Raw genomic sequence first — 14,213 nt, forward strand, 5'->3', positions numbered from 1 at the left:
GGCAGATGGCCTTTTTCCATACCAGCTTTGCAGCTTAGAAGCGGTAACGCGCCACCAGTTGCACCGAGCGCGGCGCGCCCGGCAGGTTCAGGTTGGGCGAGGAGCCGTGGCCGGCCACGATGTAGCGCTTGTCCAGCAGGTTGTTGAGCTTGAGCTGCAGGTCCACGTTGTTCAGGCGGTAGTAGGCCATGGCATCCAGGGTGACGTAGCCCGGCAGCACAACGGTATTGCCAGGGTTGGCAAAACGCGCGCCGACATAGTTGATGCCACCACCGGCGCCAAAGCCATGGCCCAGGGCTTTGGTCACCCAGATATTGGCGCTGTGCTTGGGCGTCAAGGTGGCGCGCTTGCCTTCTACGGCCTGGCCGGCATCGACGGCAGGTGACGAGGTCATCTCGCTCAGCAGGTAGGCATAGCCCGACCAGATCTGCCAGCCCTGTGACAGGTCACCAGCAAAGCTCAGCTCCAGGCCGCGCGTGCGCTGCACGCCCAGGGGGACCAAGGTGTTGGTCACAGGGTCCACGCTCTTGATGTTGGTGCGCTCGATCTCGAACAGCGCTGCATTGGCGCTGGCCTTGCCGTCAAGCAGATCCCACTTCACCCCCACCTCACGGCTGCTGGTCTTCTCCGGCGCCAGCTGGGCATTGTTGGCCGCCAGCGCAAAGGTCTCGCCCGAGGGCTGGAAGGACTTGCTGAACGACACGTAGTACGACAGCGCATTACTCGGCTGGTAGACCAGGCCAACGCGCGGGCTCCAGGCCACATCGGTGCGGCCCAGGTTGACGCTGCCTGGCGTGTAGTTGTCGGTTTCCTGGCGGAAGCGGTCATAGCGCACGCCGGCCAGCAGCTTCCATTCCGGGGCCAGGGTGACCATGTCCTGCACATAGGCGCTGGCCACGCTGAAGACGCTGTCGTTGTTGGCAGACGGCGCGGCGGTCAGCACCGGAGAGACGACCGGCAGCACCGGGTTGAACAGCGACACCGTGCCGACATTGTTCTGGCTGATGCTGAGCAGCCCCTTGTTCTGGCGGCCCAGCTCCAGCCCGTACAGCACCTGGTGCTGCATGCCGGCCAGATCGACTTTTTGCGTCAGCTCCAGCTGGTTGAAAAAGCCATGCTCGTCGCGCTCCAGATGGCCGCGGTTGAGGGTTGCCGTCTGCGCCTTCTCATTCACCGAGCCGACCAAGGTATTGCTGCGGTCCAGGCTGTAGTCGTAGTAGCGCAGCACATTGCGCAGGCTCAGGCTGTCGTTGAAGCGGTGGCTCAAGGTGGCCGATGCCGAATACACCTCGGAGGTGCTCACATCGGTATCGCGGGCATTGGCCGCGCCAAAGTAGGTGCGGGGCGACACGTTGACCGGGCGGCCCTGGAAGGCGGGAATGCCAAAGTCGGTGAGGCGGCTGTCCTTGAGGTAGTCGGCCTGCAGCAGCAGCTGCGTCTCCGCGCTGAACTTGAACTGCACCGAGCCGGCCAGCGCCTTGCGGTCCAGAAACTGCTGGTCGCGGTAGCTGTCGGCGCGCTCGATGGCGCCGGTCAGGCGGTAGGAGACGATGCTGTCCTGCGGGGCGCGTGCCAGGTCAAACTCACCCCGGCGCTGGTTCCAGCTGCCCAGGGTCAGGCCCACTTCGCTGCGGTCAATGCCGGGCTTTTTGGTGATGCGGTTGATCAAACCACCCGAAGAGCCCCGGCCGTACAGCACCGATGCCGGGCCCTTGAGCACTTCGACCTGCTCGACATTGGACAGGTCACGAAAGTACAGCGCGTCATCGCGCACGCCATCGACAAACTGGTCGGCAATGGCCGAGAAGCCACGGATCGTCACCTGGTCGCGCTGGCCATCGCCATGCGACAGGCCAATGCCGGGCACGGCCTTGAGCACGTCCTGCATCGACTGCACGGCCTGGTCGCGCATCAGCTGCTGGGGCACCACGTTCACGGTTTGCGGAATGTCGCGCAAAGGCGCTTCGATTTTGGTGGCACTCTTGGCCGTGGGCGCTGCATAGCCCACGTCCGCTGCGGTATCGCCCTGCACGCGCACTTCCTGCAAGGTCGTCTCAGCTGGCGCCTGCTGCGCCCCTGCATAGCCCGTGCACAGCAGCGCCACTGCTGCTGCCACGGCTTGTGTTTTGAAAGCCATTCCAGTTCCTTTTATTGCCTTGGTATGTGTTCGGTCTGGCTGTACCGCATGGGAGATCCGCACTCTGGTTGGCTACCACCGTGAAAAGCTCGCACATCTTAAAGAGGAAAATGGTTCTCATTTACATATCTTTAAGAAAGGAATGCAAGGCAGCAACAAAGCCACAGTAGGCGATTTCTTAACGCGCCTTCAGATTTTGTTAAGAAACGCCGCAACTGCAGCGCATGGGCTGTCTGCGCGCCGTCGCAGGCCGCGCTGGGCTCGCCTCAAAGCAGAGAAATGCCCCCAGCAACAGAGGGCTTACCGGGGCCAGGGCATGGCGAGCCGCAGCCTGCGACCGGCATGGGCGCATCAAAGCGATGGGGGAACGATGAGGCTGGAGCCCAAGCGCGCAGCGGCGCCCGCCGCTCAGCAGCGTGGTGCTATCTTGCCGCCGATGCCCCGACCCGGCTGGTAACCCAGCAGGCCCGAGACGCGCCCGGCCGCCTGCAAGAGCTGGGGCAGCAGCTCGCCCTGCATGATCTCGGGCGTGGTGCGGTTGGCCTGGCCGCTGATGTTCATCGCAGCCACCACCTGGCCGCTGGCATTGCGGATGGGGGCCGCGACCGAGGTGAGGCCCTCTTCCAGCTCCTGGTTGAGCAGGCACCAGCCCTGCGCGCGCACCTGGGCCAGCTCGGCCAGCAGCTGGGCATCGTCCTGGAGGGTGAAGCGGGTGAACATCGTGCGGTCGCGGCCATCGAGCAAGGGCTGCAGCTCCTGCGGCGGCAGCTCGGCCAGCAGCACCCGGCCGAGCGAGGTCCAAAAGCTCGGCAGGCGCGAGCCCATGCCTAAGTTGGTGCTCATGATCTTGTGCGTGTGCACGCGCAAAACGTAGACCACATCCTGGCCATCGAGCACGGCGATGGAGCAGGACTCGTGCGTCTGCTCGACCAGTGCATCCATCACCGGCTGGGCCAGGTTCCAGACCGGCATCGACGACAGATAGGCAAAGCCCAGATCCAGGATGCGCGGCGTGAGCGCAAACAAACGGCCCTCCACCCGCACATAGCCCAGGGTCTGCAAGGTCAGCAAAATGCGGCGCGCCCCGGCACGCGTCATGCCGGTGGCCTCGGCCACTTCCGTCAAGGTCTGGCGGGGCGCTGCCGCGCCAAAGCTGCGGATGACCTCCAGCCCGCGCGCGAAGGACTGCACATAGCTGTCGCTGGGGCGGAGGGTCGGGTCTTCTTCTTTCATAGGCCGCAATCTTGGTCGTTGGCGTGGAGCGGGTCCCTGGCAATACAAAAGCAAATCGCAGGGACATCGGGTAGCGGATTATCAGGCAGTCTATAATTCTTTTAGCGAACTAATGTTCTATATACGAACATTTCATCCAAGAGCCCTACCAAAGGCCGCCGATCCTCTCAAATGCATTCCCAGGTTTCGCGCAGGCAGCCTCGGCATTGCATTTGTCGCACGCGGTACAGGCACTGCCCCAGCGCAGCGCGACCATGCCGCAGCGGGATCAGCAGCCTGTTGCGACCCGTGTTCAGAACCAGGAGACAAGATGATCAACAAGATTTCGGACTCGATTGCCGAGTCCCTCAGCCGCGTCCAGGACGGCTCGACCGTGCTCATCGGCGGCTTTGGCACCGCCGGCATTCCCGCAGCCCTGATTGATGGCCTGATCGCGCAAGGTGCGCGCGATCTCACGGTGGTCAACAACAACGCTGGCAATGGCGACACGGGCCTGGCGGCGCTGCTCAAGACCGGCGCCGTGCGCAAGATCATTTGCAGCTTTCCGCGCCAGGTCGACAGCTATGTGTTCGACGAGCTCTACCGCAGCGGCAAGATCGAGCTCGAAGTGGTGCCCCAGGGCAATCTGGCCGAGCGCATGCGCGCGGCAGGTGCCGGCATCGGCGCCTTCTTCTGCCCCACCGCCTACGGCACCGAGCTGGCAGCGGGCAAGGAAACGCGCGAGATCAATGGCAAGCACTATGTGCTGGAGTACCCCATCTATGGCGACGTGGCGCTGATCAAGGCCGAGCAAGGCGACCGCTGGGGCAACCTCACCTACCGCAAATCGGCCCGCAACTTTGGCCCGGTGATGGCTACTGCGGCGAAGTACACCGTGGCCACCGTGCATGAGATCGTGGAGCTGGGCCAGCTCGACCCGGAGGCCGTGGTCACCCCTGGCATCTATGTCAACCAGGTCATCAAGATCGAGCGCGTTGCCACGCAAGCCGGTGGCTTCAAAAAAACAGCCTGAAGCAGGAGACAAGACCATGAGCAGCTACCAAAAACGCACGAAAGACGAACTGGCCGCCCGCGTGGCGCAGGACATCCATGATGGCGCCTACGTGAACCTGGGCATTGGCCAGCCGACGGCTGTGGCCAACCACATCCCCAAGGACCGCGAAGTCATCCTGCAGTCGGAAAACGGCATCCTGGGCATGGGCCCGGCACCCGCCGCTGGCGAGGAAGACTATGACCTCACCAACGCCGGCAAGCAGCCCGTCACCTTGCTGGCGGGTGGCAGCTTCTTCCACCATGCCGACAGCTTTGCGATGATGCGCGGCGGTCACCTCGACATCTGCGTGCTCGGCGCTTTCCAAGTGGCAGAGAACGGCGACCTGGCCAACTGGAGCACCGGTGAAGCTGGTGCCATTCCGGCCGTGGGCGGCGCGATGGACCTGGCCATTGGTGCCAAACAGACCTGGGTAATGATGGACCTGCTGACCAAGAAGGGCGAGAGCAAGATCGTCAAGCAATGCAGCTATCCGCTGACCGGCATTGGCTGCGTCAAGCGCATCTACACCGATGTGGCCACCATCGAGGTCACGCCCCAAGGCCTCAAGCTTATCGACACCGTTGCAGGTCTGGACAAGGCCGAACTCGAACAAATGATTGGCCTGAGCCTGCTCTAAGCGCAGCGCCGATCTGTATTCATCCAAGGAGACCAAGATGACCAACGCCTATATCTGCGACGCTGTGCGCACCCCCTTTGGCCGCTACGGCGGCGCGCTTGCCGGTGTGCGCACCGATGACCTGGGCGCCGTACCCATCAAGGCGCTGATGGAGCGCAACCCCGGTGTGGACTGGACGGCCGTGACCGATGTCATCTACGGCTGCGCCAACCAGGCCGGCGAAGACAACCGCAATGTGGCCCGCATGTCCAGCCTGCTCGCGGGCCTGCCCATCGAGGTGCCCGGCGCCACCGTCAACCGCCTCTGCGGCTCGGGCCTGGATGCCGTGGGCTCCGCTGCCCGCGCCATCAAGTCCGGCGAAGCACGCCTGATGATCGCGGGGGGTGTGGAATCGATGAGCCGCGCCCCCTTTGTGATGCCCAAGGCCGAATCCGCCTTCAGCCGCAACAATGCCGTCTACGACACCACCATTGGCTGGCGCTTTGTCAACAAGCAGATGAAGGCGCTGTACGGCGTCGATTCCATGCCCGAGACGGCCGAGAACGTGGCCGACGACTTCAATATCGAGCGCGACGCCCAGGACCGCATGGCCTTGGCCTCGCAGCAAAAGGCCGCAGCGGCCATCGCTGCCGGCCACCTGGCCCGCGAGATCGTGGCCGTGACCATTGCGCAGAAAAAGGGTGACGCACTGGTGATCAGCCAGGACGAACACCCCCGCGCCACGACGATCGAAGCGCTGGCCAAGCTCAAGGGCGTGGTGCGCGAAGGCGGTACCGTGACGGCCGGCAATGCCTCGGGCGTGAACGACGGCGCCTGCGCCTTGCTGCTGGCCAATGACGAAGCCGCCCAGCAATACGGCCTGACCCCGCGTGCCCGGGTGGTGGCCATGGCGACGGCCGGTGTGGCCCCACGCATCATGGGCTTTGGCCCGGCACCTGCCGTGCGCAAGGTGCTGGCGCTGGCTGGCCTGAGCTTGGCCGACATGGATGTCATCGAGCTGAACGAAGCCTTTGCCGCCCAAGGCCTGGCTGTGCTGCGCGACCTGGGCATTGCGGACGACGACCAGCGCGTCAACCAATGGGGCGGCGCGATTGCGCTGGGTCACCCGCTGGGCGCATCGGGTGCACGCCTCGCGACCACCGCAGTCAACCAGCTGCATGCACTGGGTGGCCGCTACGCGCTGTGCACCATGTGCATCGGCGTGGGCCAGGGCATTGCCGTGATTCTCGAAAAAGTCTGACGCCCACTGCGGCGGCAAGCGCGGGCCTGCCAAGGCCGCGCCTTGCCCCGCATCCCCCCGACACCCTCCCCCCCAACACCAGCGCTGCTGCCTCGCCCACCTTGGCGCAGCCACGCCCGCGCAGCGATGCAGGGGCACTTTTTGAAGGACAGAACGCCATGGCAACACAACAAATCACCACTGCGACCGGCATGTTCAACATCGATCTGCAAGGCCCTGAGGGCGCGCCGGTGCTGGTTTTCTCCAACTCGCTGGGCACCACCTTGGACATGTGGGATGCCCAGGCCCGTACCTTCAGCAGCCAGTACCGCGTGCTGCGCTATGACACCCGGGGCCACGGCGCCAGCGTGCTGAGCCCAGGCCCCTACCAGTTCGCACAACTGGGCGGCGATGTGCTGGCCATTCTGGACAGCCTGGGCATCGAGCAGGCCCATTTCTGCGGTATCTCGATGGGCGGCCTTACCGGGCTCTGGCTGGGCGTGCATGCCGGCGCACGCATGCGCAGCATCACCGTGGCCAACAGCGCGGCCAAGATTGGCGCCGAAGCCGGCTGGCGCGACCGCGCTGCGCTGGTGCGTGCCAATGGCACGGCCGCCATGCAGACCCTGGCCGATTCATCGCCCAGCCGCTGGTTCACCGAAGGCTTTATCGCCAGCCAGCCCCAGGTGGTGCGGGCCGCCCAGGCCTGGATTGCCGGCATTGCCCCCGAAGGCTATGCCAGCTGCTGCGAAGCGCTGGCTGTGGAGGACCTGCGTGCCGATATCGCCCGCATCCAGACCCCCACCTTGCTGATTGGCGGCAGCGCCGACCCGGTCACCACGGTGGCCGATGCCCAGGCCATGCATGCCGCCATCGCCGGCTCGGAGCTGGCGACCGTGCCGGCCTCGCACCTGTCCAACCTCGAAGTGCCCCAGGCCTTTGACCTGGCACTGGGCAGCTTTTTGCAAAAACACTGAGGCAAAGCCTCAAACCATGCAGACGGGTACCAAGAACAACAACCGCTCGCTGCAGCCCTTCCTCAACCAAGGAGACAAGCATGTCCGATGCCAATCCACGCTGGAAGCAGCGCCCTGCAGGATCGACCTGGGGCGACTTCGGCCCCGATGACCAGCTGGGCCGCCTCAACCTGTTGACGGCCGCCAAGGTGCGCCAGGGCGTGGCCGAGGTGCAGGAAGGCCTGCGCTTTTCACTCAGCCTGCCGCTCGACTACCCCGGCGGCAGCGCGCTCAACCCCAACCGCAAGCCGCCTGTGCTGCGCCCGCTGCAGCGCAAGGGCCTGGTCAATTTCAACTGCCTGCTGGGCGACCTGGAGCCCGGCCGCACCGATGTGCTGTCGGACGACATGGCCGTGCTGTCGCTGCAGTATTCCACCCAGTGGGATGGCCTGGCCCATGCCGGCCAGCTGTTCGATGCCAATGGCGACGGTGTGCCCGAGCCGCTCTACTACAACGGTTTTGCTGCTGGCCGCGATGTGCTGGGGCCGCTGCTGGTCAGCGACACCGGCATGCCCACGGCCGAGAGCAGCGGCAGCACCAGCTGCGCCAAGGCGCTGGGCATCGAGGGCATGGCGCAGAACGGCGTGCAAGGCCGGGGCGTGATGCTGGACCTGCATGCGCACTACGGCGATGCCCGCAGCCTGATCGGTTACGACGAGTGGATGCGCGTGATCGAGGCCGACCGGCTGGAGATCGAGCCCGGCGACATGCTCTGCCTGCACACCGGCTTTGCCCAGGCCGTGCTGGCGATGCAGAAGAACCCCGACCCGGTGGTGCTGAACAACAGCTGCGCGGTGCTCAATGGCCGCGACGAGAAGCTGCTTCAGTGGATCAGCGACAGCCAGATCGCCGTGATCGCTGCCGACAACTATGCCGTCGAAGCCCATCCGGCCCAGCCCGGTGCCGATTGCTGCGCCGCGCTGCCGCTGCATGAGCACTGTTTGTTCAAGCTGGGCCTGCACCTGGGTGAGCTCTGGCACCTGACGCCGCTGGCGCAGTGGCTGCGTGCCCATGGCCGCAGCCGCTTTCTGCTGACCGCCCCACCGCTGAACCTGCCCGGCGCCATTGCCTCGCCCGTGACCCCGATTGCCACGGTCTGAGACCGGCATTCAGAGACCCGTTTTACAGCGGCAGCCGTCCTAAGCACGCCTGCCGCGCCCTACCCCGGAGCCACCATGCCCTACATCATTGAGACTTTCGACAAGCCCGAACACCAGGCCGTGCGCCAGACCCACCGCCCGGCGCATCTGGACTTTCTGGCGCGCAACGCCGAGCTGCTGCTGGCCTGCGGCGCCAAGCTGCAGGACGACGGCAGCGACATGGGCGGTGGCCTCTATGTGGTGGACCTGGACACGCGCGAAGCAGCCCAGGCCTTTATCGAATCCGATCCCTTCTACCAGGCTGCACTGTTTGCCCAGGTGCGCATCACGCGCTGGCGCAAGGCCTATGTGGCCGGCCAGTGCTGCCTGTGACGCCTTTCTTGGAAACTGCTATGTCCACTCCATCGACCCCATCGACTCCCGCACGCCCCCGCGTGCTCATCACCGGCGGCGGCGCCGGCATTGGTGCAGCCGCTGCGCTGCGCTGCCATGCCGATGGCTATGACCCGGTCATCATCGACCGCCAGATTGACCAGGTGCCGGCAGGCTTTGTCGCGATCCAGGCCGACCTCAGCAGCGCCGAAGACACGGCGCGCGCGCTGGGCGAAGCGCTCGCTGGCGGCCCCATCACCCGCCTGGTGAACAACGTCGGCATCGTGGTGCCCAACGACGCCGCCAGCCAGACTCTGGCCGAATTTGATCTGGCCGTATCGCTGAATCTGCGCTGCGCCTTCCAGTGCATGCAGGCCTTGCTGCCGGGCATGCAGGAGGCGCGCTTTGGCCGCATCGTCAACATGTCCTCGCGCGCTGCGCTGGGCAAGGACCTGCGCACCGCCTACGCTGCCACCAAGGCCGGCCTGATCGGCATGACCCGCGTCTGGGCGCTGGAGCTGGGTCAATGGGGCATCACCGCCAATGCGATTGGCCCCGGCCCCATCCGTACCGAGCTGTTCGACAAGGCCAACCCGCCGGGTGCCGAGCGCACGCAAAAGATCATCCAGTCTGTGCCCGTCAAGCGTGTGGGCACGCCCGATGACGTGGCCCATGCCGTGGCCTACATGCTCGACGAGCGCAGCGGTTTTGTCACCGGCCAGGCGCTCTATGTCTGCGGCGGCATGACCGTGGGCGTGGCACCGGTCTAAATTTTTTCGTGGGCCTGTCTGGTACCGGCCCACCTTTGCTCCAACCACCGATAACAAGAGACATTGATGTCAAAAATCACCGCTTTTTTCACCGAGCTGATGCGCAAGTATCTGCCCGACCCCTTTGTGTTCGCGATCTTGCTGACGCTATTGACCATGGTGCTGGCCTTTGCTGTGGAGAGCCGGCCCATCAACCTGGTGGTGCAGGACTGGGGCAAGGGCTTTTGGAGCCTGCTGGCCTTCACCACCCAGATGGCGGTGATCTTGGTGATGGGCTATGTGCTGGCCGCCGCGCCGGTGGTGGACCGCTTCCTCAACCGCATTGCCGGCATGGTGCACACGCCGCGTGGCGCCATCATCATGGCCACCGTCGTGGGCTGCGTGGGCAGCTACCTCAACTGGGGTTTCGGTCTGGTGATTGGCGGCATCATGGCCAAGAAGCTGGCCGTGCGCGTCAAGGGCGTGCACTACCCGCTCATCATCGCCTCGGCCTACACGGGTTTTACGATGTACAGCCTGGGGCTGTCGGCGACCATTCCGGTGCTGATCTCCACCAAGGGCCACAGCTTTGAAAAGCAGATGGGCATCATCCCGCTGAGCGAAACCATCTTCTCGCCCCACATCCTGCTCACGGCCCTGGCCGTGCTGATCGTGCTGCCGCTGATCAACGCCGCGATGCACCCCAAGGCCGGTGAGAAGATCACCGAAATCAGCCCCGAGCTGGCCAGCAACGAAGAGGCCAAGGGCCCATCGGCCGCCAACCTGCTGGGCGATGAAAAGACCTTTGCCGGCCGCCTGAACAACAGCCGCATCCTGAGCTGGCTGATTGGCCTGACCGGCATGGCCTTTGTGGCGATGCACTTCATGCAGAACGGCAGCCTGGATCTGAACATGATCAATTTCTTCATCCTGTTCCTGGGCATCTTGCTGCTGGGCACGCCGATGAAATATGTGGAAAAGGTCAATGAAGGCGTCAAGACCATTGGCGGCATCATTTTGCAGTTCCCGTTCTACGCCGGCATCATGGCCATCATGCATGCCTCGGGCCTGGTCGAATCGATCGCCCATGTGTTTGTGAGCTTCTCGACCGCCTACACCCTGCCGCTGTGGGGCCTGGTGAGCTCCTTCTTCATCAACTTCTTTGCGCCCTCGGGCGGTGGCCACTGGGTGCTGCAAGGCCCCTTCATGATCGAAGCGGCCAAGACCCTGGGCGCATCGCAGGCCCACACCGCCATGTCGGTGATGCTGGGCAATGGCTGGAACGACTTGGTGCAGCCTTTCTGGATCCTGCCGGCGCTGGCGCTGTCCAAGCTCAAGCTCAAGGACATCATGGGCTACACCGTGGTCTCGATGTTCGTCGTGGGGGCCATCTACATCGGCTCCTCCCTGTTCTGGCCATAAACCGGGCCAGACCTTCCCTTCCTCCGGCTGTCACGCGAGACCCAACAAGCATTGACAAAACAAGTGGCAGCCTTTTTCACCTTGCTTTGGAGATACCCATGAACACCATCCGCCTCAACGCCCGCCGCACCGTGCTGCAAGCCATCACCGCTGCCAGCCTGGGCGCCGCCCTGCTGCCAGCAGCCTTTGCAGCTGAGGCCTTCCCGAACAAGCCCATCACCATGGTCGTGCCCTTTGTGGCCGGTGGCACCACCGACATCCTGGCCCGCATCGTCGGCCAGTCGCTGGGCGAGGAGCTGGGCCAGCCGGTCATCATCGACAACCGCGCCGGTGCCGGTGGCAATATCGGCGGCCAGTTTGCAGCGCGTGCGCCGGCCGACGGCTACACCATCTTCATGGGTACCGTGGGCACGCATGCGATCAATGAATGGCTCTACAAGAAGATGCCCTTCAACCCCAACAAAGACTTTGTGCCGCTGACCCGCGTGGCCAATGTGCCCAACCTGCTGGTGGCCAACCCTGCGCAGCCTTTCAAGAACGTCAAGGAGCTGATCAGCTACGCCCAGGCCCACCCCGGCCAGGTGAACTTTGGCTCCTCGGGCAGCGGCAGCTCCATCCACCTCTCCGGTGAGCTGTTCAAGATGATGGCCAAGGTCGACATGATCCACATCCCCTACAAGGGCAGCGCGCCGGCCGTGACCGACCTGCTGGGCAACCAGATTGCGATCATGTTTGACAACATGCCCTCTGCGATCCAGCATGTGCGTTCTGGCAAGCTGCGCCCGCTGGCGGTGACCACCGCCAAGCGCTCGCCCGAGCTGCCGGATGTGCCAACGGTTGCCGAAGCCGGCGTGCCCGGCTACGAGGCTACTTCGTGGTTTGGCCTGTTCGCCCCCACCAAGACGCCCGCCGATGTGCAGGCCAAGCTGCATGCCGCCATCATCAAGGTGTTGCAAAAGCCTGACGTGATCAAGAAAATTGGCGACCAGGGCGGCGAAGTGGTGACCGAATCGCAGGCCGAATTTGGCAAGTTCATCGCTGCTGAAAACGAAAAGTGGAAGCAAGTGGTGAAGACCTCGGGCGCGACCGCAGGCTAATCCACAGCCCAATCGCACAAAGCAAAGCCGCCGATCCTGGACGCCCAGGACCGGCGGCTTTTTCTATGGCGGCTGACTAAAAGATCAGACGCCGATCGGGCCGCCGTCCGCCTTCTGGATCACCACCGTCGACGAGCGCGGGCGCACCGTGCCATCGGGCGCGCGGGTGGCATCGGCCGTGCCATAGGCGGGCCAGTTCACCGGGTGCTGGATGTTGAGGAAGATGCTGGTGTGGTCGGGGGTATAGGCAAAGCCGGTGATCTCGGCCTCGTTCGGGCCGACAAAGAAACGGCGCAGCTCGGCTTGGTTGCTGGCATTGATGACGGGGCCGGTGCCCTTGGCATCCTTCAAGGCGCCCGGCACCACGGCCAGCATCTGGTCGTTGGTGGCCTTGGCAACCGCATTGTTGCGGCCACCATCGATGCCGTTGTCGGTCTGGATCCACAGAATACCGCGGTCATCGAAAGCAATGCCATCGGGGCTGGCGAGCTGGTTCAGCTCGGTCAGGCCCGAGCGGTTGGTGTCGGCATTGCCCGCCGCGTCCGAGCCAAACACAAAGATGTCCCAGCGGAAGGTGTTGGCACCAGCGTCGTCATGCCAGCGCACGATATGGCCGTTGACATTGTTCAGGCGCGGGTTGGCGGGGTTGGTGCCGCGCTCGGCATTGCGGCTGGTGTTGTTGGTCAGGGTCAGGTAGACATCGCCATTGCTGGGGTGCACGGCGGTCCACTCGGGGCGGTCCATCGGCGTGGCACCGACAAAGTCGGCCGCACCACGCGTGTTGATCAGGATGGCATCGATATTGCCAAAGGCCTCGCCCAGGCTGCGGCCGTCCTTGCCCTTGGTGGCGGGGGTCAGCGCCAGCCATTCGCCCTTGCCTTCGGCATCAAAGCGCGCCACGTACAGGGTGCCCTTGTCCAGGTACTTGTGGCCCACGGCAATGCGGTCGCTGCGCTCGGCATCCTTGGGGTCCCACAGCGCTTCGGACACAAAGCGGTAGATGTATTCAAAGCGCGAATCATCACCGCTGTAGAAAGCCAGCGGCTTGCCCGCCACCGGGATGCCGTAGGCAGCGCCTTCGTGGGCAAAGCGGCCCATCGCGGTGCGCTTGGTGGCCGTGCTGCCGGGGTCGTAGGGGTCGATCTCGACCAGGTAGCCAAAGCCGTTGACCTCATTGCGCCAGTCCTGCAGGCCATCGGCGCCAGTGGCGGTGATGTTGAAGCGGGCAAATTCGCCTTGCTGCTCCGTCGCATCGCCGGCGGCCGTTTCCCACTGGTAGCGGCCCAGCTTGGTCTGCACGCCCACGCGCTTTTGCGCGGCGGTTTGCTCGCCGGTGTTGACAAAGCAGGCGGCCCAGTTTTCTTCGGCGGTGATGTAGGTGCCCCAAGGGGTGGTGCCATTGCCGCAGTTGTTGTTGGTGCCGCGCACCTGGCTGCCGGTGGTGGAGAACGGCGTCTTGACCCAGTCGGTGCCCGCCACAGGGCCGGACAGGTTCATCGGCGTGGCGGAGGTGAAGCGGCGGTTGTAGCGCGAGTTCTGGATAATCTCCCACTGGCTGCCCTGCTTGCGCACATGCATCACAGCAACGCCATGGGCATTGACCTCCTTGCGCACCTCTTCAGCCGGGCGCTTGCCAGCCACCGAGGTGGGGCCGTTGGGATGCAAGGCCTTTTCGTCGATGTACTCGTGGTTGACGACCAGCAGGCCTTCGCTGGAGCTGCCGGCCAGCGGGAAGTAGTGCATGCCGTCATGGTGCATGCCGGTGGAGTGCAGCAGATCCTGCGAGGTGTTGCGGCCTTCATTGCTCCAGGGCGCTGCCTGGTCGTTGAGCGGCGTACCCCAGGCACCGATGACCGAGGCCACATAGCCGGCGGGCACTACGCAGGCATCCGTCATCGAGTTGGGCAGCGACGCAAAGCCGAGCTTGACGGCCTTGTCATCATCGCCATCACTGCCGCCACCGCAGGCGGAGATGCTGGCACCGGCAAACAGCGCCAGGGCCGAGCCCAGGCTGCCGCGCATCACCAAACGGCGCGACATGTTCGCTTCGAGAATGGTGCTGAAAGGGGTGTTGCCATCCGTGTTGCGGACGACTTTGTCGGAAATGGATTTGCTCATCGCTTCGACTCTCCAGATTATTGAACCACCGTAGGGAAGGCCCAGTCTAGAAAGCGGCGACGCGACTTTTATGAATCTCC

12 protein-coding genes are annotated in these 14,213 nt (G+C 64.2%); 9 read left to right on the top strand and 3 right to left on the bottom strand.

Annotation, left to right across the window (positions count from 1 at the left end):
• Positions 1-34 precede the first annotated feature (34 nt).
• Together WH367_RS02270 and WH367_RS02275 are read right to left on the bottom strand one after the other, a co-directional pair.
• Positions 35-2,137 (bottom strand): TonB-dependent receptor, encoded by a 2,103-nt coding sequence (locus WH367_RS02270; RefSeq protein WP_339534000.1) that lies wholly within the window; start codon positions 2,135-2,137, stop codon positions 35-37.
• Positions 2,138-2,545: 408 nt separating this feature from the next.
• The gene (locus WH367_RS02275) at positions 2,546-3,370 is read right to left on the bottom strand and encodes an IclR family transcriptional regulator domain-containing protein (protein ID WP_339534002.1); all 825 of its coding nucleotides are present in this window, start codon (positions 3,368-3,370) and stop codon (positions 2,546-2,548) included.
• Between the two features lie 310 nt (positions 3,371-3,680).
• On the opposite strand from WH367_RS02275, the gene WH367_RS02280 reads away from it, so the two are divergent.
• From WH367_RS02280 to WH367_RS02320, 9 genes are all read left to right on the top strand, one after another.
• Positions 3,681-4,382, top strand: coding sequence for a 3-oxoacid CoA-transferase subunit A (locus WH367_RS02280; protein WP_021026103.1), 702 nt, complete (start codon positions 3,681-3,683; stop codon positions 4,380-4,382).
• A 16-nt stretch (positions 4,383-4,398) separates the two neighbouring features.
• Entirely contained in the window at positions 4,399-5,040 is a 642-nt protein-coding gene (locus tag WH367_RS02285) for a 3-oxoacid CoA-transferase subunit B (RefSeq protein ID WP_339534004.1), read from the top strand.
• Between the two features lie 37 nt (positions 5,041-5,077).
• Entirely contained in the window at positions 5,078-6,280 is a 1,203-nt protein-coding gene (gene pcaF / locus WH367_RS02290; protein ID WP_339534006.1) for a 3-oxoadipyl-CoA thiolase, read from the top strand.
• Between the two features lie 158 nt (positions 6,281-6,438).
• Positions 6,439-7,236: a 3-oxoadipate enol-lactonase gene (gene pcaD / locus WH367_RS02295; protein ID WP_021026106.1), complete on the top strand. Its 798-nt coding sequence runs from the start codon at positions 6,439-6,441 to the stop codon at positions 7,234-7,236.
• Between the two features lie 80 nt (positions 7,237-7,316).
• Positions 7,317-8,375 carry a cyclase family protein gene (locus tag WH367_RS02300; protein ID WP_021026107.1) on the top strand — a complete coding sequence of 353 codons (1,059 nt, stop codon included), beginning with the start codon at positions 7,317-7,319 and terminating at the stop codon, positions 8,373-8,375.
• A 75-nt stretch (positions 8,376-8,450) separates the two neighbouring features.
• Positions 8,451-8,747, top strand: coding sequence for a YciI family protein (locus tag WH367_RS02305; RefSeq protein ID WP_021026108.1), 297 nt, complete (start codon positions 8,451-8,453; stop codon positions 8,745-8,747).
• A gap of 20 nt (positions 8,748-8,767) precedes the next feature.
• Positions 8,768-9,517: an SDR family NAD(P)-dependent oxidoreductase gene (locus tag WH367_RS02310; protein ID WP_021026109.1), complete on the top strand. Its 750-nt coding sequence runs from the start codon at positions 8,768-8,770 to the stop codon at positions 9,515-9,517.
• 66 nt (positions 9,518-9,583) lie between these two features.
• Entirely contained in the window at positions 9,584-10,918 is a 1,335-nt protein-coding gene (locus tag WH367_RS02315; protein ID WP_021026110.1) for a short-chain fatty acid transporter, read from the top strand.
• A 98-nt stretch (positions 10,919-11,016) separates the two neighbouring features.
• Entirely contained in the window at positions 11,017-12,015 is a 999-nt protein-coding gene (locus tag WH367_RS02320) for a Bug family tripartite tricarboxylate transporter substrate binding protein (RefSeq protein ID WP_339534011.1), read from the top strand.
• A gap of 84 nt (positions 12,016-12,099) precedes the next feature.
• On the opposite strand, the gene WH367_RS02325 is transcribed toward WH367_RS02320, so the two are convergent.
• Positions 12,100-14,133, bottom strand: a complete 2,034-nt coding sequence (locus WH367_RS02325) for a PhoX family protein (RefSeq protein ID WP_021026111.1) — start codon at positions 14,131-14,133, stop codon at positions 12,100-12,102.
• Positions 14,134-14,213: the final 80 nt, after the last annotated feature.

Source organism: Comamonas sp. MYb21, assembly GCF_037479395.1.
GTDB lineage: Bacteria > Pseudomonadota > Gammaproteobacteria > Burkholderiales > Burkholderiaceae_C > Comamonas.